Below are 23,115 nucleotides of genomic sequence, written 5' to 3' on the forward strand. Positions count from 1 at the left end.
GGCACTGCTGCGAGGGCTAAGTCCGCCCACGCAGCAGCGCTTCGGCCCGGCGCAGATCGTCCAGCGTGTCGATGTCGGTCACCGTACCGGCATCGTCCACCTCAAGGAGCGCCACCGCGCCAAGCGCGGCCTGCGTGCGTACCACCGAGGCAGCTCCCTCATTTCCATTCAGGGCCATCAGTGCCGGCCCGCACTGCGCCGCAAAGCGCACCGGATGGCCGCGCTGCCCGCAGTACACGGGCACAGTGACGGCCTCGCCCTTGCCAGCACCCTGCGCGATGCGGCGCAAGGTCTCGCTGCGCAGCAGTGGCAGATCGGCCGGCAGGATCAGCCATCCCGGCGCATCGGCGGTCGCGCGCACGCCGGCTGCAATGGAATCGCCCATGCCGGCCCGATCCGGACCAGGCTCCACCACGTGGTACGACAGACCACTGGCGCGCACTGCATCCAACACATGCGCACGTACCGGCTGGCCTTGCAGCAGCGCGTCGAGCTTGTGCGTAGTGCCACCGGATGCAATGAAGCGCTCACCGCGTCCGGCGGCGAGGACGAGAACAAGGGGCAATGCGGGAGCGGTCATCTCGGAAAGGGTCGGTTGCCTATACTTCCAGTATGTCAGACACCTCCACTTCCATCGCCGATCTCCGCAAAAGCTACGAGCGGGCGGAGCTTAATGAAGATGCCTCGCACGCCGACCCGATGAAGCAGTTCGGCCAGTGGCTGAATGAAGCCATCGCCGCCCAGGTGCCAGAGCCCAACGCCATGACGCTGGCCACCGTTGCCAGCAACCTGCGGCCTTCGACGCGCGTGGTACTGATCAAGGGCTATGACGAGCGCGGCATCGTCTGGTACACCAACTACGACAGCCGCAAGGGTCAGGAACTGGCGGGCAACCCGTTTGCCGCCCTGCAGTTCCACTGGGTTGAACTGGAACGCGTGGTGCGCATTGAAGGCGTGGTGGAGAAAGTCTCTGACGAGGAAAGCGATGCCTACTTTCACAGCCGGCCGCTGGACTCGCGCATTGGCGCCTGGGCCAGCCCGCAGAGCGAAGTGATTACCAGCCGCAATGTGCTGGTGACCAACGCCGCCAAATACGGAGCCAAGTTCCTGCTGCAGCCGCCACGCCCGCCGCACTGGGGCGGCTACCGGCTCAAGCCGGACAACTGGCAGTTCTGGCAGGGCCGCAAGAGCCGTCTGCATGACCGCCTGCGCTACACGCAGCAGGACGACGGCGGCTGGCTGCGGGAGCGGCTGGCCCCCTGAGGCAGGTCAGCCGCCAAACGCACCCACCGGCGTGATGGCCTGGTGCGCCACGGACGCCAGCGACGCGGGGCTGACCCGCTCCGGCGCAATCTCGGCCAGCGGGACCAACACAAAAGCCCGCTGCTGCATGCGCGGGTGCGGCACCGTCAATGCAGCCGAATCCACGGTGCCACTGCCATACAGCAGCAAATCCAGGTCCAGTGTGCGGGGGGCATTGCGGTAAGGCCGCTCGCGGCCGGCCTGCAGCTCCAGTTGCTGGAGCCGGGCCAGCAGCGCCAGAGCCGGCAAAGTGGTGTCCAGCGCCACCACCGCATTGAGGTAGTCGTCACCAGCCGTTGGTTTTTCACCCCCGTCGTCGGTGTCGAGTGGTGAGGTTCTGTAGATGCGGGAACGCGCGACCACCTGCGTGTCGGACCACGCCGCCATGGCGTTCACCGCTGTGGTGAGCGCGGCGCTGGCATCACCCAGATTGGCGCCCAGCCCCACGTAGGCACGGACGGGCGGACGCGCCAGCTCCGCAGACACTGTTTATTCGCCGTTACCAGCGCCGCTGTTCGCACCGCTGGCCGCAGAGCCACCACCTTCTGCGCCGGAAGCACCGCGGTTGCCCGGCTTGCGGCGGCGACGGCGCTTGCGCGCAGGCGCTGCCTCACCAGATTCTGCGTCAGCAGGGCCGTCAGCCGGATCGGTCGCACGCTCAGCCGCGTGACCGGCGGCAGGCGCGCGATCACCCTCGGCACGCTTGACGCGCACGCGTGGGGCTTGCGGTTTTTGCTGCTGCTCCAGCCGCACTTGCTCAATCATCGCGTGGCGTTCGTCGTCGTAGGCGGTGCTGAAGGTCTCCCACCATTCAGACAGCGCGGTGTCGATCTCGCCGGTCTGGGCGCGCAGGCGCAGGAAGTCGAAACCGGCGCGGAAGCGCGGCTGCTCCAGCAGCGAATACGGGGCGCTGCCAGTGCGCTTTTCAAAGCGCGGCTGCATGGTCCAGATTTCGCGCATGTCGGTGCCGAGCTTGCCGCGTCCGGAGACATCACCAATTTTGGCGTTGAAGGCGTCGTCAATCGCATCCTGCAGGGCCGGCATGACGTGCTCGCCCTGCCGCATGCGGCGCTCCCAGCCCTCGCGCACATCGGCCCACAGCACGCACGACAACAAAAAGCTGGGCGCTACCGGCTTGCCTTCACCCACGCGGCGGTCGGTGTCCTGCAGGGCGAGCTTGAGGAAAGGTTCGTCAGCGCTTTGCACCACCACGTCCAGCAGCGGGTAGATGCCGGTGCCCAGGCCCAGCATCTTGAGCTGGGCAATGCTGGCAATCGAGTGGCCGGTCTGCAGCAGCTTGAGCATTTCGTCGAACAGGCGCGACTGCGGCACATCGGCGAGCAGCCCCTTCATCTCGCGCAGCGGGGCTGCGGTCTTGTCCTCGAACTTGAAGCCGAGTGCGCTGAGCTTGGCGCCAAAGCGCACAGCGCGGATGATGCGCACCGGGTCTTCGCGGTAACGCACCACCGGATTGCCGATCATGCGGATGATCTTCTTTTTCGCGTCCTTGATGCCGTTGTGATAGTCGACCACGATCTGGGTTTCCGGGTCGTAGTACATGGCGTTGATGGTGAAGTCACGGCGGGCCGCGTCCTGCTCGATCGGGCCCCACACGTTGTCGCGCAGCACACGGCCGGAGGCGTCCACCGCGTGCTTCATGCCAGCGAGTTCGCTTTTGCTGGTGCGCTCGTTACCGCCGACCTGTTCCGCATCGGCGCTGTCCAGATGGGCGCGGAAGGTGGAGACCTCAATCACCTCGTGTTCGCGCCCACGGCCGTACACCACATGCACGATGCGAAAGCGCCGGCCGATGATGAAGGCGCGGCGGAACAGGCTCTTGACCTGCTCGGGCGTGGCGTCGGTGGCCACATCGAAATCCTTGGGTCGCAAGCCGACCAGCAGGTCGCGCACCGCGCCGCCCACAATGTAGGCCTCATAGCCGGCGTCCTTGAGGGTGCGCACCACGTCCATGGCGCGGTCATCCACGAGCTTGACGTCAATGCCGTGCTCGGCGGGCCCGACGTCCTGTCGCTGTCCGTAAGGTGATTTCTTGACCCGCTTGGCGCTTGCTGCCGAATCTGAACTGCCGGATTTGCCGAACAGCTTGTCGATGAATTTTTTGATCATGGGAAACTAGATAAACAGGTCAAGTATGCGCCAACCACGCTCTGTGGCGAGGGCCCGCAGGCGCGCATCGGGGTTGGTGGCCACCGGGTGGGTGGCCTGCTCCAGAAGGGCGAGGTCGTTCATCGAGTCGGTGTAGAAGGTGGTCTCCACATCGGCCCAGCCCAGCCCACGTGCAGCCAGCCATTGTTCCACGCGGGTCACCTTGCCCTCGCGAAACGACGGGGTGCCCTTGATCTCGCCAGTGATCCAGCCGCTGGCATCCCGCGCCAGCTCCACCGCGATCAGCTCCGTCACGCCAAACACGCTGGCGATAGGGCGGGTCACGAATTCATTGGTGGCCGTGACGATCACCACCTCTTCACCAGCCGCACGGTGCCCATTCACCAGCTGCAGCGCCTGCGGGGTGATGACGGGCTGCACCACCTCCTGCATGAACCGCTGGTGCGCCGCTGCCGACGCCGCGGCGCCCTGCTCGCGGACCGCCTGGGTGGCAAAGCGCACATAGTCGTGGATGTCGAGTGTGCCTGCCCGGTAGTGCTCGAAGAACTCGGTGTTGCGGCGCTTGAACTCGGTGCTGTCGCACCAGCCCAGCGCGATGGTGAATTCGCCCCACTCGTAGTCCGAGTCTTTAGGAATCAGCGTGTGGTCGAGGTCAAACAGGGCAATCTTTTTCTTTGAGGTCATTCACTTTCCAGCATGGACTTGATGAGCGGGATGGTGATGGCGCGCTTGGTCTGCAGGGCGTAGGCATCGAGCTGGTCGAGCAACTGCATCAGGCTGCCCAGATCGCGCGAGAAGCGGGTGAGCATGAAGTCCATCGCCTCGTCACTGAGGAACACGCCGCGGGCATCCGCCTCGCGCCGCAGCACAGCGCGGCGTTCGGTTTCGGTCAGGGCCTGCAGCGCAAACACATGGCCCCAGCCCAGGCGGGTGCGCAGGTCTTCACGCAGGGCCAGATCGGCGGGCGGCACATTGCCGGCCGCCAGCACCCAGCGGGGATGGCCATCGGCGGCGTTGAGAGCGTTCACAAACCAGTTGAAGGCGGCCTGCTGCTGCACCGCGGTGTAGAGGTGGCAGTCGTCCAGAATCACCGCCGCCCATCCGTTGTTGTACTCAGGTGGCTCCAGCATCGAGGCATCCAGCCAGCCGCTGGCCGCGCCCTGTTCGCGCAGCGCTTCCCGCACCGCCTTGAGCAAATGCGTCTTGCCGCTGGCCGCTTCGCCCCACAGGTAGGTGGGCACCGGCGAGCGCAGCGTGTTGCCAGCCCACAGCTCCAGATGCCTGAGCGCAGCCTCATTCGGTCCACCGAAAAAATTGGCGAACGAGGGGGCCGAAGCCAGGCCAATGTCCAGCGCGATCTGCTTCACGGCAATCTCACGCTGTCACCCACAATTCACCCACACGGAAGCGGTCACCACACACAGTCAACCCGTCTTGTTGTACAGCTGGCTGGCCAGGTAACTGACCCGCACCCGGCGGATGCCCACCAGCAGCACCGCGCTGGCCGGCAGGGCAATCAGCACGCCGATGAAACCAAACACCTGCCCGAACGCCAGCAAGGCAAAAATCACTGCGAGCGGATGCAGGCCAATGCGCTCACCGACCAGTCGCGGTGTGAGGTACAGGCTTTCCAGCACCTGCCCCACCCCATAGACCACGCCCACCATGACCAGCACCTTGAGCGCAGAAAACTGCAGTGCGCCTGCCAGCACCGCCAGCACCAGGCCCAGCCCGAAACCCACATAAGGAATGAACATCGCCAGCCCGGTGAACACACCGATGGGCACCGCCAGATCCAGGCCAAACAGCGCCAGACCCACCGAATAGAAAACCGCCATCACACCCATCACCAGCAGCTGGCCCCGCAGGTACTGGCCAAGCACGCCGTCGGCCTCTTCGGTGAAGCTGTCATAACCGCTGCGCAGATGCGGTGGCACCAGTTCCACAATGCGTGCGACAAAACGATCCCAGTCCATCAGCAGGTAGAACAGGGCCACGGGAATCAGCACCGCGTTGCCGACCAGGGCCAGCGCCACGCTGCCGCCGAGCTTCAGCGAGGACAGCAGGGAACCGAACGCGTCCTCGAAGTTGGCATTGAGGTACTTGAGCACAAACGCCTTGACGCTGTCCACGTCGAGCGCCACATTCAGCCCCAGTTGCTTGAGCCATGGCGCCAGGTGCGTGTTCAGCCGATCCGCCAGCAGCGGCAACTGCTCGCGCAGGATGGGCAGTTCCTTGGCAATGATGGGAATGATGAGCAAAAACAGGCTGAGCAGCGTGAGGATGAACAGCACCTCGACCACCACCACTGCCACCACGCGGGGCAGCCGGCCTTTGCCGAAGTGGTCCAGCCGGTTCACCAGCGGCGTGAGCGCATAGGCCAGCACCGCTGCCACCACAAAGGGCGTCAGCACCGGGCCGAGCAGCCACAGGGCCAGCACGGCGACGGCAGCGATCAGGCCCCAGGTGGCCGCACGCTTTTGCGTAGAGGAAAATTGCATAGGTCCTTGAAGGAAGTCCAGCTCGCAGCGCCCACAACAGACGCGGCGCAAGCGCCATGGCGCCTGAAACGACATCCATGCGACATCCGCGCCAGCTCCGGCTGGTCCCGAGGGGCCGCAGGCGCAGCCTTTAGAATCCAGTACTCAATTCTATCGGGCTTGCCGGGGCTGACAGGACGTGCGTCCCCCTCCTTGGACCCCTCACCGCAAGCCCACCCTCCTGCTGCACACCATGACCACCCCCTCCTCCACCCCCCTGAGCTACAAAGACGCCGGTGTTGACATTGACGCCGGCGACGCACTGGTTGAGCGCATCAAGCCACTGGCCAAAAAAACCATGCGCGAAGGCGTGCTGGCGGGGATTGGCGGCTTTGGCGCCCTGTTTGAAGTACCCAAGCGCTACAAGGAGCCGGTGCTGGTCAGCGGCACCGACGGCGTGGGCACCAAGCTCAAGCTCGCGTTCGAGTGGAACATGCACGACACGGTGGGCATTGATCTGGTCGCGATGAGCGTCAACGACGTGCTGGTGCAGGGCGCCGAGCCGCTCTTTTTTCTCGACTATTTCGCCTGCGGCAAGCTCGACGTGGACACCGCCGCAGCGGTGGTCGGCGGCATCGCCAGGGGCTGCGAACTCTCGGGCTGCGCGCTGATCGGCGGCGAAACCGCTGAAATGCCGGGCATGTACCCGGCCGGCGAATACGACCTGGCAGGCTTTGCAGTGGGCGCAGTCGAAAAATCAAAAATCCTGACTGGCCAGAGTGTGAAACCCGGCGATGTGGTGCTGGGCCTGGCCTCCAGCGGCGTGCATTCCAACGGTTTCAGCCTGGTGCGCAAGTGCATCGAGCGCGCCGGCACCAACCTGCCCGCCACGCTGGACGGCAAGCCCTTCAAGCAGGCAGTGATGGAGCCGACCCGCCTGTACGTGAAAAACGTGCTGGCTGCGCTGGCAGCTCACCCGATCAAAGCCCTGGCCCACATCACCGGCGGCGGCCTGCTGGAGAACATCCCACGCGTGCTGCCCGAAGGCACGGCCGCCCACCTGAAAAAAGGCAGCTGGCCACAGACCGAGCTGTTTGCCTGGCTGCAGAAGACCGCTGGCATCGACGACTTCGAGATGAACCGCACCTTCAACAACGGCATCGGTATGGTGGTGGTGGTGGACGCAGCCAACGCCGCCGCCACGGCCAGCACCCTGCGCAGCGCTGGCGAAAAGGTCTATGAGATCGGCGTGATCGCCCCGCGTGGCGAGGGCGCGCCAGTCGTCGTCGGCTGAGCGAGTCCCCTGCGCTGACAGCGTACCCCGGCCGTCTGCTACGGCGTGAGCCGGGGCATTCCGCCCTCAAACGGCCTCAACGTCCGTTTTTTGCTACGAAAAAACGAGCGCGCAACGCCCGTTGAATCGGGGTGGACTGGACTTTTTAACTCCTTTGTATCAAACTGTACTGCTGGTTCGCTTCAGGAGCATTCATGCCGGTCATCGCAGTCGTCAACCGCAAGGGAGGCAGCGGCAAGAGCACGCTGGCTGCGCACGTAGCCGCATGGTGCGCGCGCAACGGCAGCTCGGTGATGCTGGGCGACGTCGACCGGCAGCAGTCGGCACGCAGCTGGCTCAAGCGGCGCGACCCGGCACTGCCCGCCATCGCCCCGTGGGCAGTTGACCAGAAGAACATGCTGCGTGTGCCCACGGGCATCACCCATGTGGTGCTCGACACCCCCGGCGGCATGCATGGCTTTGAGCTGGCGCGCGTTGTGATGTTCGCAGACGCCATCCTGATGCCGGTGTGCCACTCGATGTTTGACCGCGAATCTGCCGCCGCCTGCCATGCAGACCTGATGGCGCTGCCGCGCGTCGCCAGCGGACGCTGCCGCCTTGCGACGATTGGCATGCGCATCGATGCGCGCACCAACGCCGCCGAAACGCTGCGGCAATGGTCTGAAGACCTCAAGCTGCCTTTTCTCGGCGTGCTGCGCGAAACCCAGCTCTATGTGCGCAGCCTGGAGCGGGGCATGACCATTTTTGACTTGCCGGGCAACGCGGTCGCCGCCGATCTGGAACAGTGGCAACCGATCCTCGACTGGCTGCGGCCCACCCTCTATGCCCCGCAGGCCGCCAACGACTCCGCAGCGCACGGTGCTGCGGCAGCCGGCGCCATGACGGGCATCGTATCTGCACACCCCGCGCCGTTGGCCAGCTCACCCGCGCAAAACGGGCCTCGCGTGCTGGGCGGCCGGCCCCTGCGGGAGCAAACCTTGCCAGCTGCGGCGCCGACGCGCCTCGGCAGCTCGCTGCCGGGCAGCCTGATGCCGGCGCAGGAATCGCTGGTGCATGGCGCACGCCTGTCGGCCCGCAGCACGGCACGGGCGGTCAGTCAGCCGGTGCAGGCGTCCAGTGCGCCCACGCTGTCGCGCAATGTGAATTTGCCGGATGGCCTGCAGATTCCGCAGTTCCTCAAGCGCCAGACCGGCTCCTGAGCTTTCAGCACTCGCCGCGGCGCAACTCCATCAGCCGCTCGACCATGGCATCGATGTCGAGCGCGTCTTCGGCATGGGCCAGATAGGTTTCGAGGTCGGCCACCGCACGGACCGAGTCACCGTGCGCCGCCCAGGCCAGCCCCCGGTCGCGGTACTCAATCCAGGCCTCGGGCTGCAGCACGATCAGGCGATCCTGCACCGCAATCAGCCGCGGCCAGTCTTCCTGCGTCTTGTGGATTTCCTTCAGGTTGCGCAGCATGCGGCTGATGATGTCGCGCGGCGCGGCCGACTGCAGGTACAGCCCCATCGGCACATCCAGATCGTCGGCGGCGCCACTGCGCTGGCGGAAGGGCTCCAGCCGCTCGGCCAGTTCTTCCCGGCTGAGTGACTGGCCACTGAACGGGTCGATCACCACCTGACCTTTCGGCAGGTTGACCTTGACCATGAAGTGCCCCGGAAAGGCCACACCGCGGGCATTCAGACCCAGGCCCACAGCCAGTTCCAGCCACAGCACTGCGAGGGTGATGGGAATGCCGCGCCGCGTGCGCAGCACCGCATTCAGGTAGCTGTTGTCCGGGTCGTAGTAGTCATTGACGTTGCCGCCAAAGCTCAGGTCGTGAAAGAAGAACTGGTTGAGGCCGCGCAGCCGCTGCAAGGCAGGCGCATCGGCCGGCAGGCGGCGCTTGAGCCGGGCCAGCAGCTGGTCGACATCGCCCAGCACCTGCTGCACATCCAGATCGGGGTATTCGTCCTGCGCCAGACAGATGGCTGCTTCGAGCAGGGGAAAGTGCTCATCGCTTTCCACGAGACAGGAAAAGTACTGCAGCGGGGACGGTACAGCCAGATTGAGTTGCATGCCACTACTGTCTCACAAAGCCGTACCGCTTGCGAGCCTGCGGACATGGCTTGGGAAGATGCTCGGGAATAGGTTGTCCGGGGCGTTTCAGCGCCGCAACAACTGTCTGAGCTGCAGGCCCGTCAGGCGCAGCGTTCCGAAGTAAAGCAGCGCAGACACGGCCAGTACCGCAGCCAGCAGCCCGATGCGCTCCAGCGCCTGGGTTTTCATGCCCACCCAACTGACCGCAGTGGCGGCCCACAGCAAAAACGCACCCAGCAGTGCGCTGGCCACCACCACACGCGCTGCAAACACGCCCCAACCCGGTGCAGGCGAATAGCTGCCGCGGCGGATCAGCCCCACCAGCAGCCAGATGGCATTGACCAGCGCGCCCAGCCCGATGGCCAGCGCCAGGCCGGCCTGCTGAAAGAGCGGCACCAGCGCCACGTTCAAAAACTGCGTGATGACCAGTACCACCACTGCAATCTTCACCGGTGTCTTGACGTCCTGGCTGGCATAAAACCCGGGCGCCAGCACCTTGATCGCCACCAGCCCCAGCAGACCGACGCCGTAGCCCATCAGCGCGCCGGTGGTCTGTTGCACGTCACGGTCGGTGAAGGCGCCGTAGTGGTACAGCGTGGCGACCAGGGGCTGGGCAAAGGTGAGCAAAGCCACGGCGCACGGCAAGGCCAGCAGCACCACGATGCGCAGGCCCCAGTCCAGCATGGACGAATAGCGTTCGGCGTCGTCCGCCGCCTTGGCCGCTGCGAGCTGCGGCATCAGCACCACGCCGATGGCCACGCCGAGCAGGGCCGTCGGGAACTCCATCAGGCGGTCGGCATAGGTCAGCCAGCTCACGCTACCAGTCGCGAGGTGAGAGGCGATCTGGGTGTTGATCAGCAGCGAGATCTGCGCCACGCTGACGCCCAGCAAAGCCGGCACCATCAGCCGCGCGATGTTGCGGGTGCCCTCGTCAGCCCACGCCGCGCGCAGTGCAGACCAGCCGAATCCGATAGAGGGCAGCAGGCCCAGCCGCGCCAGCGCCGGCACCTGCACCGCCAGTTGCAGTGCACCGCCCAGCATCACGCCGGCGCCCAGCGCATAGATCGGCTCGATGCCTTTCGTTTTGAACCACGGGGCCAAAAACCAGGCCGCACCAATCATCGACAGATTCAGCAGCACGGGCGTCGCCGCCGGCACGGCAAAACGCCGCCAGGTGTTGAGCACCCCTGACGACAGCGCCACCAGCGACATGAAGCCAATGTAGGGAAACATCCAGCGTGTCATGAACACCGCTGCCTCAAAGCCGCGCGGATCCTGCTTCAGGCCGCTGGCCATCGCCCAGACCAGCACCGGCGCTGCAGCCACACCCACGACGCAGGTCAGCAGCAGCGCCCAGGTGAGCACGGTCGCCACCCGATCAATCAGCACCCGTGTGGCTTCCTCCCCGTGTTTGGCCTTGCTGGCGGCCAGAACCGGCACAAAAGCCTGACTGAAAGCCCCCTCGGCAAACAGCCGCCGGAACAGGTTGGGAATGCGAAAAGCCACATTGAACGCATCCGTCATGGCGCTCGCACCAAAGGTCGAGGCAATCAGCAGCTCCCGCGCCAGACCGGTGATGCGCGAGACCAGCGTGAACAGGGAGACGGTGGAGGCGGCTTTGAATAACGACACTGCCGGAGTTTACCGGCTGGGCTTCCACCGAGGCGGGGGCCGCAGGCCTATCGCTAGCTGAAGGACCATCCTTCGACAGGCTCAGGACGAACGGAGTTCAGTGGGCGCCACTTGAGGGCCTGTCTTAACCAGCGGAACCGTGGAACCGGCTTAGCCGGGCCACAGGCGGACGGCCCCCTCGGGGGGCAGGGAGCTACACGCAGTGAGCGACCGTGGGGGCTATAATGGAAGGCTTCGCTTTGAACATCCGCAGACTCCTCCCCAGGATTAAAGGAAACTATTTATGGCTACCGCCAAACCCAAGAAAAAGAACCCGCGCCTTGCGTCGGGCCGCAAACGCGTCCGTCAGGACATCAAACTCAACGCTGCGAACACCTCGCTGCGCTCTAAATACCGCACCGCTGTGAAAAACGTCGAAAAAGCCGTTGCAGCCGGTGACAAGGACAAGGCCAAAGACCTGTTCGCCAAGGCCCAGAGTATTGTGGACACGGTTGCCGACAAGGGCATCTTCCACAAGAACAAGGCCGCACGCGACAAGAGCCGCCTGTCTGCCAAGGTGAAAGCCCTGGCACTGGCTCCCGCCAAGGCCGCCTGACCCAGTCAGGCAAACCGCCCGGACAGCCTCAAGCAGACTGTCCGCCGTTTTGCAGGGTGCGCTCAAAGTGAAGCTAAAAAGCCGTCGAAAGACGGCTTTTTTGTTGGTGGGTATAAAGGGGCGCGCCTGGCAACTTGCGCTTTCAGCGCGGCGGCAGATCCGGAATCAGGCAGGCCTCGGCCATCTGCAAATCGTTGTCTTTGGCAAAGTTGATGGCGAAGTCCCAGGCCATCGGTTCGGCCTCACGCAGTTCAGCGTTGACGACCACGCATTTCACCCCGTTGATGACCGTCGGCACGCACCAGGGCGAGTAGGTCAGGTGGCTGCCGGGCTGCGGCCCGCCGGGGCGGAACTGGCTCAGCACACCGCACAGGCGGTCGGCCCAGTCGCTGGGCCGGAAGGTCTTTCCGTCGCGGGTGACACCTTGGATGAAAACTTCTTTGGCGGAGGAGGAGACCATCGGGTGGAGGGTTGGGGTACGCCGGTCAGCGGGGAAAGGCGGGATGTTGCCCTTGCTGCAGCGCAACACAATTCTATCTCAATCTTATATAAGACTTGGCGCCTTTTGCTACCGCCCGGGGAGACCGGTCAGACAGGCTACTCCGCCGCACCTGCCCCCGATCAAGGCGCCGTTGCACGCATTGCAGCCATGCACAATCGTCACAGGCGGTCCCGATGGCTAGCCCTAAAATCAGCCTCCCTTGCCCTGTTTTCCCTTTGTTTTTCCATTGTTTGCCCGGAGTCAACCCATGAACGCAGCCCTGCCCACCCCCGTTGAAGCCGCTTCGCCCCACGTGATGAACACCTACGGCCGCCTGCCGATTGCGCTGTCGCACGGCCAGGGCTGCCGCGTCTGGGATGTCAATGGCAAGGCCTATCTCGACGCGCTGGGCGGCATTGCCGTCAACACCCTGGGCCACAACCACCCCGAGCTGGTGCCCGCCCTGCAGGACCAGCTGACCAAGCTGATCCACACATCCAACTACTACCACGTGCCGCTGCAAGAAACGCTGGCCACCAAGCTGGTCGAGTTGTCGGGGCTGGAGAACGTGTTTTTCTGCTCGACGGGCCTCGAAGCCAACGAAGCCGCCCTCAAGCTGGCCCGCAAGTTCGGCCACGACAAGGGCATTGAACGGCCCGAGGTGGTGGTTTATGAGAAGGCCTTCCACGGCCGCAGCATTGCCACGCTGAGCGCCACCGGCAACCCCAAGGTGCAGGCTGGCTTCGGCCCGCTGGTCGAGGGTTTCATCCGGGTGCCGCTGAACGACATCAACGCCATCAAGGCGGCCACGGCCAACAACCCGAATGTGGTGGCAGTGTTCTTTGAAGCCATCCAGGGCGAAGGCGGCGTCAACCCGATGACTGACGACTACCTGCGCGAGGTGCGCGCGCTGTGCGACGAGCGCGACTGGCTGCTGATGATCGACGAGGTGCAATGCGGCATGGGCCGCACCGGCAAGTGGTTTGCACACCAGTGGTCGGGCGTGAAGCCCGACGTGATGCCGCTGGCCAAGGGCCTGGGCTCGGGCGTGCCGATTGGCGCAGTGGTGGCGGGCCCCAAGGCGGCGCACATCTTCCAGCCGGGCAACCACGGCACCACCTTCGGCGGCAACCCGCTGGCGATGCGGGCCGGCGTCGAAACCATTCGCATCATGGAGAAAGACGGCCTGCTGGCCAATGCCCAGCACGTGGGTGAGCACCTGCGCGCTGCGCTGGAGCGCGAACTCGCAGCGGAACTGGCCAGCAGGAAGGTCAAGGAAGTGCGCGGCCGCGGCCTGATGCTGGGCATTGAGCTCGCTATGCCCTGCGGCGACCTGCTCAAACGCGCGGCCGACAACGGCCTGCTGCTGAGCGTGACAGCCGACAGCGTGATCCGTCTCGTACCCTCGCTCATCATGACCACTGCAGAAGCCGATGAGGTGGTCGCCATCCTGTGTCCGCTGATCAAGCAGTTTCTCAAAGAAAAAGCATGACCATGACAAACTCCCCGCCAATCCGGCATTACCTGCAGTTCAGCGACCTGAACGCCGCTGAATACGCCTACCTGTTTGAACGCGCTGCGATCATCAAGAAGAAATTCAAGACCTACGAGAAACACCAGCCACTGGTGGACCGCACGCTGGCGATGATCTTCGAGAAGGCCTCGACCCGCACCCGCGTGAGCTTTGAGGCCGGCATGTACCAGATGGGCGGCAGTGTGGTGCACCTGACCACCGGCGACAGCCAGCTGGGCCGCGCCGAGCCGATTGAAGACAGCGCCAAGGTCATCAGCCGCATGGTGGACCTGGTGATGATCCGCACCTTCGAGCAAACCAAGATCGACCGCTTCGCTGCGCACTCGCGCGTGCCTGTCATCAACGGCCTGACCAACGAGTTCCATCCCTGCCAGATCCTGGCCGACATCTTCACCTACATCGAGCACCGCGGCTCGATCAAGGGCAAGACGGTCGCGTGGGTAGGCGACGGCAACAACATGGCCAACACCTGGCTGCAGGCCAGTGAAATCCTGGGCTTCAAGGTGCACCTGAGCACCCCCGGTGGCTACGAGGTGGATCAGTCGATTGCCGGCATCCGCTCGGCCGACAGCTATCAGGTGTTCAAGGACCCGATGGAAGCCTGTGCGGGCGCCGACCTGGTGACCACCGACGTCTGGACCAGCATGGGTTACGAGGCCGAGAACGAAGCGCGCAAGAAGGCGTTTGCCGACTGGTGCGTGGACACCGAGATGATGAAGGCCGCCAAACCCGACGCACTCTTCATGCACTGCCTGCCCGCCCACCGCGGCGAAGAAGTTGAAGCCGACGTCATCGACGGCCCCCAGTCCGTCGTCTGGGACGAGGCTGAGAACAGGATGCACGCGCAAAAGGCACTCATGGAGTACCTTTTGTTGGGCCGTCTCAACTAATCACTCATTCGCGCTACCAGCGGGCTCAACCCCGCCCCACAAACGGCATCTTCGTGGCCATGATGGTCATGAACTGCACATTGGTCGACAGCGGCAGCGCCGCCATGTGCACCACGGCGGCGGCGACTTCGCTGACATCCATCATCGGCTCGACCGCGATCTCGCCGTTGGCCTGCGGCACACCCTTGGTCATGCGCGCCGACAGTTCGGTCAGCGCATTGCCGATGTCGATCTGGCCGCAGGCGATGTTGTAGGCCCGGCAGTCCAGCGAGATGGATTTGGTCAGCCCGGTGATGGCGTGCTTGGTTGCCGTGTAAGGCGCCGAATCGGGTCGCGGTGCATGCGCTGAAATCGACCCGTTGTTGATGATGCGACCACCCTGCGGCGTTTGCGACTTCATCAGCCGGATCGCGCCCTGCGCGCACAGGAACGAGCCGGTGAGGTTGATATCCACCACGCGCTGCCAGTCGGCAAAGCTGATGTCTTCGAGCTTGCCCTTGGGCGCGTTGACGCCTGCGTTGTTGAAAAGCAGGTCCAGCCGGCCACAGGTCTGCTGGACGCGTTCGAACAGCGCCTGCACTGACTCGGGCTGGCTCACATCCGCCGACATCGGCAGGGCGCAATCGGTCCCCGCCTCGGCGGCGACAGCTTCCAGCGCTTCCAGCCGCCGCCCGACCAGCACCACGTGGTAACCCTCTTTCAGCAGCGCGAGCGATACCGCTCGGCCAATGCCGGTGCCCGCCCCCGTGACCAGTGCCACCTTGCCATTGCCCTGTGTGTTGTCATTGCTCATGAAATGTCTCCTGAAAAAAACTCATTGATTGGAAGTCCCCTGGCGGTCTCCATACAGCCAGGGCATGTCGAGCAGCCGCTCGCCCAACAGGCGCAGCGATGCATCGCGCGCCCTCCGCATGACGCCGTCTGCATGAAAGATCTGCCCGTTGCGCAGCGCCCTCGCCTGCACACGCGCGTTGCGCTGCCAGCGGTTGAGCGCAAAGCGCTGCAGCACCACCGGCACATCAAAGGCAGGATCGTTGGCGATGGACAGGGCTCGCCCCAGCTCGGCCGCATCTTCCAGCGCCATGCCGGCCCCCTGGGCCAGATACGGCCGCATCGGATGGGCGGCATCGCCCAGCAGCGCCACGCGGCCCACCGCATGCTGATGCGCGCCCTGCATGGGCGGTCGGTCACTCATGACCCACAGGCGCCAGTGGCCCACAGCATGCAACAGGTCCTGCAATGGCGCTGACATGTCCGCCAGTCCCGCTGCCAGATCGCTGGCGTTGGCACTGTGGTCCCAGGTGTCCATGCTTTCTGGCGCCTTGCCTTCAATGAAAGCAACGATATTCAAAAACTCGCCACTGCGCACCGGGTACTGCACCACATGCATGTGTGGCCCCAGCCATGCCGTGACGCACTGGCTGCGCAACCGTTCAGGCAGAGTGTTTTGGGCTACCAGCGCGCGGTAGGCCAGGTGCCCGCTGCGCTGCGGCAGGCCGTCGCCCAGCAGCTGCTGGCGTACTGCGCTCCACAGACCGTCGGCGCCCACCAGTGCGTCGCACTCGACTTCGAAGCCACTCTCGCACTGCACCGTGACCGCCTGCGCGGTCTGGCTGAACCCGGCCAGTGCGCGGCCCGCATGAAGCCGGGTCGGCGTCTGCTGCACCGCCTGCAGCAGAACGCCATGCAGGTCTGCGCGGTGCACTGTGGCGTAGGGCGCACCGTAGCGCTGCACCATCGCATCCCCCAGCGGCAACACCCCCAGCACACGACCATTGATGGCACAGCGTACTTCCAGGCGGTCGGGAAATGCCGCGACACGGCGCAGCGCGTCCAGCAGGCCCCAGCCTTCCAGCACGCGTACCGCATTGGGCCCGAGCTGCACGCCAGCGCCCACCTCGCTGAAGCTGGCGGCACGCTCCAGCACGCGCACATCCCAGCCCGCCCGCGACGCGGCGAGGGCCGCGGCCAGGCCGCCGATGCCGCCACCTGCAATCAGAACCTCCAGGGTCATCGGGCCAGCAATTGCCTGAGCACGTACGGCAGGATGCCCCCGTTGCGGTAGTAATCAACCTCGATCGGGGTGTCCACCCGCAGGATTACCGCGACCTCGCGGCGCGTGCCGTCGGCACGGGTGATGACCAGCCTGGCCTCGCTCTGCGGCTTGAGCTCGGGGTGGGGAATGACGTCAATCAACTCATTGCCCGTCAGCCCCAGGCTCTGCCACGAGTCGCCGGGCTTGAACTGCAGCGGCAGCACGCCCATACCGACCAGATTGCTGCGGTGAATGCGCTCGAAGCTGCGCGCCACCACCGCCTTGATACCGAGCAGTTGCGTTCCTTTGGCGGCCCAGTCGCGCGACGAACCGGTGCCGTACTCTTCGCCGGCCAGCACCACCGTGGGCGTGCCTTCGGCCATGTACTTCATCGCGGCGTCATAGATGAACATCTTCTCCCCGCCAGGCTGAAAGAGCGTCACACCGCCCTCCTCGCGCGAACCGTCTGCACCGGGCGGAATCATCAGGTTCTTCACGCGCACATTGGCGAAGGTGCCGCGCATCATCACGTCATGGTTGCCGCGCCGCGCGCCGTAGCTGTTGAAGTCGGCTTTCTGCACACCATGCGCCTGCAGCCACAGCCCCGCAGGCGAGCTGGCCTTGATGGAACCCGCAGGCGAAATATGGTCGGTAGTGATCGAGTCGCCAAACAGCGCCATGATGCGGGCACCCCGCACATTCACGCTGCCGGCGCGGCCGACGTCCATCGTGAAATCCTTGAAGAACGGCGGCTCGGCAATGTAGGTGCTGACTGGCCAGGTGTAGGTGGTGCCGGTGACGCCCTTGATGCCTGCCCAGAGCTTGCCCGGCTCGGTCTTGACCTTGGCGTAGTTTTCGCGGAAGGCCTTGCCATTCATCGCGTACTTCATCAGCTGGTGGATTTCATCGCTGGTCGGCCAGATGTCACCCAGATAAACATCCTTCCCGCCTTTGCCCTTGCCGACCGGCTCGGTCATCAGGTCGCGCATCACCGTGCCGGCAATCGCGTAAGCCACCACCAGTGGCGGGCTGGCAAGAAAGTTCGCCTTCAGGTTGGGGTGAATGCGGGCCTCGAAATTGCGGTTGCCCGACAGCACGGCCGCGCACACCAGATCGCTCTTGGTGATGGCTTCGTTGATCTCGGGGGTGAGGTCGCCCGCATTGCCGATGCAGGTGGTACAGCCATAGCCGGCCAGCGCAAAGCCGAGCTTTTCCAGATACGGCATCAACCCGGTCTGGGTGAGGTACTCGGTGACGATGCGCGAGCCCGGTGCCAGCGAGGTCTTGATGTGCGGCTGTACCTTCAGGCCTGCCTCCACCGCCTTTTTCGCCAGCAGGCCGGCCGCCAGCAGCACGCTGGGGTTGGACGTGTTGGTGCAGCTGGTGATGGCCGCAATCAGCACATCGCCATTACCAATGCTGATGCCCGCCTTGGCAGCCGGGGTTGGCACCGCCTCGGTGTGCGCGCTGGCCAGCGTGGGGCGGCTGCCCTCCATTTCCACCACCATGCGCGGCGCGCCCACCGGTGTGGGCGGCGCACCAGGAAGCGCATCCGTGCGGCCGTGGTCAGTGTGTCGCAGCAGATGGCGTGTGGCCAGCAGACCCGCCGGCTGGTTGAAGCCGTTCTCGGAAATCGGCTTGCTGAAGAGCGACGTGAACTGCGCTGCCACCTGACCCAGCTCGATACGGTCCTGCGGCCGCTTGGGACCGGCAAGACTGGGCGTCACGTCGCCAAGGTCGAGTTTGACGACCTGTGAGTAATCAATCTCGCCCGCTTTGGCCACACCGAAAAGGCCCTGCGCCTTGAAGTAAGCCTCGAAGGCCTCGATCTCGTCCCTGGTGCGGCCAGTGCCCTTGAAGTACTCGATGGTTTTCTCGTCTACCGGGAAGAAGCCCATGGTGGCGCCATACTCGGGCGCCATATTGCCGATGGTGGCGCGGTCAGGCAGCGACAGCGTGCGGGTGCCTTCGCCGAAAAATTCGACAAACTTCCCCACCACTTTTTCGCGGCGCAGGGTCTCGGTGACGCGCAGCACCAGGTCGGTGGCGGTGACGCCTTCACGCAAGCGGCCGGTGAGCTCCATGCCCACCACGTCGGGCGTGAGGAAGTACACCGGCTGGCCCAGCATGGCGGCCTCGGCCTCAATGCCGCCCACGCCCCAGGCCACCACGCCGATGCCGTTGATCATGGTGGTGTGGCTGTCGGTACCGACCAGCGAGTCAGGGTAGTACAGACCATCGGCGGTCTTGTGCACCCCACGCGCCAGGTATTCAAGGTTGACCTGGTGCACGATGCCAAAGCCGGGTGGCACGACGCCAAAGGTGTCGAAGGCCTGCATGCCCCACTTCATGAACTCGTAGCGCTCGCGGTTGCGCTGGAATTCGAGCTTCATGTTCAGGTCGAGCGAATTTTTCTTTCCATAGTGGTCCACCATCACCGAGTGGTCGACCACCAGATCCACCGGCACCAGCGGCTCGATGGCCTTCGGGTCTTTACCCAGCTGGCTGGCCACGCTGCGCATGGCGGCCAGGTCGGCCAACAAGGGCACGCCGGTGAAGTCCTGCAGCACGACGCGGGAAACAACGAATGGAATCTCCTGTGTGCGCCCGGCCTTCGGCGCCCAGCGCGACACCTCGGCCACATGCTCGGCGGTGACGCGCTTGCCATCGCAGTTACGCAGCACCGACTCCAGCACGATGCGCATGGACACTGGCAGGCGGGCAATCGACGGGAACTGTTTTGTCAGCGCCGGCAGCGAGTAGAACTTGCCAGTCTTGCCGGACGCGGTCTTGAACGTCTTGAGGGTGGACGCAAAAGCATGGGTCGATGCGCGGGTGAAGGCATGGGCACCAGCAGACGCGTGTGGCGACGATTTGGCCATGAGGGACTCCTTGGGTTGGATCACTGCCCTCCATTCTGGCAGGCTGCAAGCCCCGTGCACCCGTCGCGGCACGGATGGCCCCTTCATGAACATCGCTTCCCGGCCTGCGGCAAGACGCGGGCACGGGACAAAGAAAAAGCCCCGGAGCTTTCGCTGCGGGGCTTCGGTGTTGCCACGAAGGGGCGTCGTCAGGCAGAAACGCCCTGGTCCACCGTGTCGGCCATGTCGGTGTAATCCTTGACCTTGTCAAAGTTCAGGTACTGGTACACCGTGTCGCTGGCGGCCGTCAGCACGCCCATGTCGGCCATGTACTCGGCCTTGGTCGGAATCCGGCCCAGCTTGGAGCAGATCGCTGCCAACTCCGCACTGCCGAGGTACACAAAGGTGTTCTTGCCCAGGCGGTTCGGGAAGTTGCGGGTGCTGGTCGACATGACGGTGGCGCCTTCGCGCACCTGCGCCTGGTTGCCCATGCACAGGCTGCAGCCGGGCATTTCCATGCGGGCGCCGGCCGAGCCGAGCACGCCGTAGTGGCCCTCTTCGGACAGTTGCTTGGCATCCATCTTGGTGGGCGGTGCCATCCACAGCTTGACGGGGATGTCGCGCTTGTTTTCGAGCAGCTTCGACGCCGCGCGGAAGTGGCCAATGTTGGTCATGCAACTGCCGATGAACACCTCGTCGATCTTGGCGCCAGCCACGTCAGACAGCGTCTTCACGTCGTCGGGGTCGTTCGGGCAGGCCACGATGGGCTCGTGGATGTCGGCCAGATCGATCTCGATCACGGCGGCGTACTCGGCGTCCGGGTCGGCCTTGAGCAGTTGCGGATCCGCCAGCCAGGCTTCCATCGCGGCGATGCGGCGCTTGATGCTGCGCACGTCGCCGTAGCCCTCAGCGATCATCCACTTGAGCATGGTGATGTTGCTGGTGATGTACTCGATGATCGGTTCCTTGTTCAGGTGCACCGTGCAACCACCGGCAGAGCGCTCGGCAGACGCGTCGGACAGCTCGAACGCCTGTTCGACCTTCAGGTCTGGCAAGCCTTCGATCTCCAGAATACGGCCAGAGAAGATGTTCTTTTTGCCCTGTTTGGCCACAGTCAACAGACCGGCCTTGATCGCGTACAGCGGAATGGCGTTGACCAGATCGCGCAGCGTGACGCCGGGCTGCATCTTGCCCTTGAAGCGCACCAGCACGCTCTCGGGCATGTCCAGCGGCATTACGCCGGTGGCGGCAGCAAACGCCACCAGACCGGAGCCGGCCGGGAAGCTGATGCCGATGGGGAAGCGGGTGTGGCTGTCGCCGCCGGTGCCGACGGTATCGGGCAGCAGCATGCGGTTGAGCCAGCTGTGGATGATGCCGTCGCCCGGGCGCAGACTGATGCCGCCACGGGTGCGCATGAACTCGGGCAGTTCGTGGTGCATCTTCACATCGACCGGCTTGGGGTAGGCGGCGGTGTGGCAGAAGGACTGCATCACCAGATCGGAGCTGAAGCCGAGGCAAGCCAGGTCTTTCAGCTCGTCGCGCGTCATGGTGCCGGTGGTGTCCTGGCTGCCGACGCTGGTCATCAGCGGCTCGCAGTAGGTGCCGGGGCGCACACCTTTGCCCGCAGGCAGGCCCACGGCGCGGCCGACCATCTTCTGGGCCAGCGTGAAACCCTTGCCGCTGTCCGCGGGGCTCTGTGGCAGACGGAACAGCGTGGAGACAGGCAGGCCCAGTGCGGTACGGGCCTTGGCGGTAAGCCCACGGCCGATGATCAGCGGAATACGGCCGCCGGCGCGCACTTCGTCAAACAGCACGTCGCTGCGGATCTGGAACTCGGCGATCACCTTGCCGTCTTTCAGCGCCTTGCCTTCATAAGGACGCAGCTCAATCACATCGCCCATGGCCATCTGGCTCACGTCGAGTTCGATCGGCAGCGCGCCGGAGTCTTCCATGGTGTTGTAGAAAATCGGTGCAATCTTGCCGCCGAGGCAGATGCCGCCAAAGCGCTTGTTGGGCACGTAAGGAATGTCCTCACCCGTCCACCACAGCACGGAGTTGGTGGCCGACTTACGGGACGAACCGGTGCCGACCACGTCACCGACGTAGGCCACCAGGTTGCCCTTGGACTTGAGGTCTTCAATGAACTTCACCGGGCCGCGCTTGCCGTCTTCCTCGGGCGTGATGCCGGGGCGGGCGTTCTTGTGCATGGCCAGGGCGTGCAGCGGAATGTCGGGGCGGCTCCAGGCGTCCGGTGCGGGCGACAGGTCGTCGGTATTGATCTCGCCGGCCACCTTGAACACCGTCAGCTGGATCGACTGTGGCACTTCAGGGCGGCTGGTGAACCACTCGGCGTCGGCCCAGCTCTGCAGCACGGCCTTGGCGTGGGCGTTGCCCTTGTCGGCCTTTTCCTTGACGTCATGGAACTGGTCGAACATCAGCAGCGTGTTCTTCAAACCCGTCGCGGCCTGGCTGGCGACTGCCGTGTCGGCATCGTCCAGCAACTCGATCATCGGGCTGATGTTGTAGCCGCCCAGCATGGTGCCGAGCAGATGCGTGGCGTCCTTGCGGGAGATCAGCGCGCATTTCTCGGTGCCGTGCGCCACGGCGGCGAGATAGCTGGCCTTGACCTTGGCCGCATCGTCCACGCCTGCGGGCACGCGGTGCGTGATGAGGTCCACGAGGAAGGACTCTTCACCCTGCGGTGGGTTTTTGAGCAGTTCAATCACCTGCCCGGTCTGCTGCGCCGACAGCGGCAGCGGCGGAATGCCCAGGGCCGCGCGTTCGGCGGTGTGCTGGCGGTAGGTTTGCAAGAAATCAGATGACATGCGGGCTTCTCCTGTGATCAAAAAGCGGGGGTAACTGGAAACGGTGAAAAGATGGAATAAAACGGATGGCGTTGGGCTTCAGTGGGACGAAACGAAGGAGCACCCTGTCGACCTGATCTGCCTCATGTGGCTTATTTGGCAGCGTTGGCAGCGGCTCCTGTGGCCGGTGCAACCGGTACAACCGGAGATGGCACTGCGGCTGCTGGCGCCAGTGGAGCGACTGCCGGTGGAATTGCCGCTGAAGGCGCAACCACGGCAGCATCCGCAGGCAGCGTCGCAGCAGCGACCGGCTGGGGAACCGCCACTGGCGCAGGCGTGTCCAGCACGCTGACCGGTGGGTTCAGCCGGATCGCTTCAGCCACCGCACGCTGCGCCGGGCTGGCACATTCGTCGGCCATGCGCACACCCAGCTTCTGGTTCATCAGCATCGACTTGTTCGCCAGTTGCAGCCACACCGCACCCGATCGTTGGTCTTCAAGGCGGATCGCGCCCGTGGTGGTAGCCACCGGGAACATGCGGAACTTGAAGCTCTTGCCCAGCACATCGAAGTAACCCGGCACCTTGGGATCGGCCGTCACGGTGACGGCTGCGCCGAGCTCGCAGGGCAAGGTGCCCACTTCAACGCGCTCGGCAATCGTCAGTTCGGCAGGGGTCAGGGCCGCCTCGGCTGCCTCAATGCCAGCCGCCATGTTTTTCGCCTCGCTCTTGAGGCTGGTACGGGCGGTGGGGTTGATGACAGGCTGCTTCTTGGCCACCGGCTTTTTCGCTTCTTTCTTGGCGGGGGCCGCTGGCTTGGCCGGAGCGATCTGCGCGGCCGCGTTGCCGGCGCCGAACAGCAGCCAGCCTGCAGCCAGCGCAGCAGTCAAGGTTACCGACTTGGAAGGGGGTGAAATCAAGGCAAGGGTCATGGTTGTCTCGCAGTGTGAACGTGAGCGATGAATGGGACTTGCATTGTGAAATCGAAACCGGGCGGGCAGGTAACC

General features: G+C 64.6%; 19 protein-coding genes and 1 pseudogene. 6 read left to right on the forward strand and 14 right to left on the reverse strand.

Annotated features, from left to right (window positions below):
- Nucleotides 1-16: 16 nt before the first annotated feature.
- The gene (locus AAG793_RS07655; protein WP_341906363.1) at nt 17-580 is read right to left on the reverse strand and encodes a nucleotidyltransferase family protein; all 564 of its coding nucleotides are present in this window, start codon (nt 578-580) and stop codon (nt 17-19) included.
- 32 nt (nt 581-612) lie between these two features.
- Here AAG793_RS07655 and pdxH point away from each other — a divergent pair, with 32 nt between their 5' ends.
- On the forward strand, nt 613-1,263 hold the full coding sequence (gene pdxH, locus AAG793_RS07660) for a pyridoxamine 5'-phosphate oxidase (protein WP_341906365.1): 651 nt from the start codon (nt 613-615) through the stop codon (nt 1,261-1,263).
- A 6-nt stretch (nt 1,264-1,269) separates the two neighbouring features.
- Here the strand turns inward: pdxH and folK are convergent, their stop codons facing one another.
- From folK to AAG793_RS07685, 5 genes are read right to left on the reverse strand one after another with little or no spacing between them, the layout of a single operon-like run.
- Nucleotides 1,270-1,788, reverse strand: coding sequence for a 2-amino-4-hydroxy-6-hydroxymethyldihydropteridine diphosphokinase (gene folK, locus AAG793_RS07665; protein ID WP_341906367.1), 519 nt, complete (start codon nt 1,786-1,788; stop codon nt 1,270-1,272).
- A 3-nt stretch (nt 1,789-1,791) separates the two neighbouring features.
- Entirely contained in the window at nt 1,792-3,429 is a 1,638-nt protein-coding gene (gene pcnB / locus AAG793_RS07670; RefSeq protein ID WP_341906369.1) for a polynucleotide adenylyltransferase PcnB, read from the reverse strand.
- Nucleotides 3,430-3,435: 6 nt separating this feature from the next.
- The gene (locus AAG793_RS07675) at nt 3,436-4,113 is read right to left on the reverse strand and encodes an HAD family phosphatase (protein WP_341906371.1); all 678 of its coding nucleotides are present in this window, start codon (nt 4,111-4,113) and stop codon (nt 3,436-3,438) included.
- Nucleotides 4,110-4,796: a DnaA regulatory inactivator Hda gene (gene hda, locus AAG793_RS07680; protein WP_341906373.1), complete on the reverse strand. Its 687-nt coding sequence runs from the start codon at nt 4,794-4,796 to the stop codon at nt 4,110-4,112. The genes AAG793_RS07675 and hda overlap by 4 nt, the downstream gene beginning before the upstream one ends.
- Before the next feature lie 57 nt (nt 4,797-4,853).
- Nucleotides 4,854-5,930 carry an AI-2E family transporter gene (locus AAG793_RS07685; RefSeq protein ID WP_341906375.1) on the reverse strand — a complete coding sequence of 359 codons (1,077 nt, stop codon included), beginning with the start codon at nt 5,928-5,930 and terminating at the stop codon, nt 4,854-4,856.
- A gap of 232 nt (nt 5,931-6,162) precedes the next feature.
- On the opposite strand from AAG793_RS07685, the gene purM reads away from it, so the two are divergent.
- A complete protein-coding gene (gene purM, locus AAG793_RS07690) occupies nt 6,163-7,203 on the forward strand; it encodes a phosphoribosylformylglycinamidine cyclo-ligase (protein ID WP_341906377.1) in 1,041 nt (346 codons plus the stop codon).
- A gap of 194 nt (nt 7,204-7,397) precedes the next feature.
- Entirely contained in the window at nt 7,398-8,402 is a 1,005-nt protein-coding gene (locus tag AAG793_RS07695) for a ParA family protein (RefSeq protein WP_341906379.1), read from the forward strand.
- A gap of 4 nt (nt 8,403-8,406) precedes the next feature.
- Here AAG793_RS07695 and AAG793_RS07700 read toward each other — a convergent pair whose 3' ends face one another.
- Together AAG793_RS07700 and murJ are read right to left on the reverse strand one after the other, a co-directional pair.
- On the reverse strand, nt 8,407-9,258 hold the full coding sequence (locus tag AAG793_RS07700) for a tetratricopeptide repeat protein (RefSeq protein WP_341906381.1): 852 nt from the start codon (nt 9,256-9,258) through the stop codon (nt 8,407-8,409).
- 87 nt (nt 9,259-9,345) lie between these two features.
- On the reverse strand, nt 9,346-10,911 hold the full coding sequence (gene murJ, locus AAG793_RS07705) for a murein biosynthesis integral membrane protein MurJ (RefSeq protein ID WP_341906383.1): 1,566 nt from the start codon (nt 10,909-10,911) through the stop codon (nt 9,346-9,348).
- Nucleotides 10,912-11,194: 283 nt separating this feature from the next.
- On the opposite strand from murJ, the gene rpsT reads away from it, so the two are divergent.
- Nucleotides 11,195-11,506: a 30S ribosomal protein S20 gene (rpsT, locus tag AAG793_RS07710; protein ID WP_341906385.1), complete on the forward strand. Its 312-nt coding sequence runs from the start codon at nt 11,195-11,197 to the stop codon at nt 11,504-11,506.
- 142 nt (nt 11,507-11,648) lie between these two features.
- On the opposite strand, the gene AAG793_RS07715 is transcribed toward rpsT, so the two are convergent.
- On the reverse strand, nt 11,649-11,966 hold the full coding sequence (locus AAG793_RS07715; RefSeq protein ID WP_341906387.1) for a DUF3579 domain-containing protein: 318 nt from the start codon (nt 11,964-11,966) through the stop codon (nt 11,649-11,651).
- Between the two features lie 289 nt (nt 11,967-12,255).
- Here AAG793_RS07715 and AAG793_RS07720 point away from each other — a divergent pair, with 289 nt between their 5' ends.
- Nucleotides 12,256-13,479 carry an aspartate aminotransferase family protein gene (locus AAG793_RS07720; RefSeq protein ID WP_341906389.1) on the forward strand — a complete coding sequence of 408 codons (1,224 nt, stop codon included), beginning with the start codon at nt 12,256-12,258 and terminating at the stop codon, nt 13,477-13,479.
- A 2-nt stretch (nt 13,480-13,481) separates the two neighbouring features.
- A complete protein-coding gene (gene argF / locus AAG793_RS07725) occupies nt 13,482-14,411 on the forward strand; it encodes an ornithine carbamoyltransferase (RefSeq protein WP_341906391.1) in 930 nt (309 codons plus the stop codon).
- Between the two features lie 25 nt (nt 14,412-14,436).
- On the opposite strand, the gene AAG793_RS07730 is transcribed toward argF, so the two are convergent.
- The 5 genes and pseudogenes from AAG793_RS07730 to AAG793_RS07750 all read right to left on the reverse strand — a co-directional run.
- On the reverse strand, nt 14,437-15,204 hold the full coding sequence (locus AAG793_RS07730; RefSeq protein WP_341906393.1) for an SDR family oxidoreductase: 768 nt from the start codon (nt 15,202-15,204) through the stop codon (nt 14,437-14,439).
- Between the two features lie 21 nt (nt 15,205-15,225).
- A complete protein-coding gene (locus AAG793_RS07735) occupies nt 15,226-16,425 on the reverse strand; it encodes an FAD-dependent monooxygenase (RefSeq protein WP_341906395.1) in 1,200 nt (399 codons plus the stop codon).
- A complete protein-coding gene (locus tag AAG793_RS07740; protein WP_341906397.1) occupies nt 16,422-19,328 on the reverse strand; it encodes an aconitate hydratase in 2,907 nt (968 codons plus the stop codon). The genes AAG793_RS07735 and AAG793_RS07740 overlap by 4 nt, the downstream gene beginning before the upstream one ends.
- A 188-nt stretch (nt 19,329-19,516) precedes the next feature.
- A complete protein-coding gene (locus AAG793_RS07745; RefSeq protein ID WP_341906399.1) occupies nt 19,517-22,132 on the reverse strand; it encodes a bifunctional aconitate hydratase 2/2-methylisocitrate dehydratase in 2,616 nt (871 codons plus the stop codon).
- Between the two features lie 308 nt (nt 22,133-22,440).
- Nucleotides 22,441-23,040: pseudogene (locus tag AAG793_RS07750) on the reverse strand (hypothetical protein); the annotation flags it as partial.
- Between the last annotated feature and the right edge of the window lie 75 nt (nt 23,041-23,115).

It is taken from the genome of Polaromonas sp. YR568, from assembly GCF_943372955.1.
Classification (GTDB): Bacteria; Pseudomonadota; Gammaproteobacteria; order Burkholderiales; family Burkholderiaceae_C; genus Polaromonas.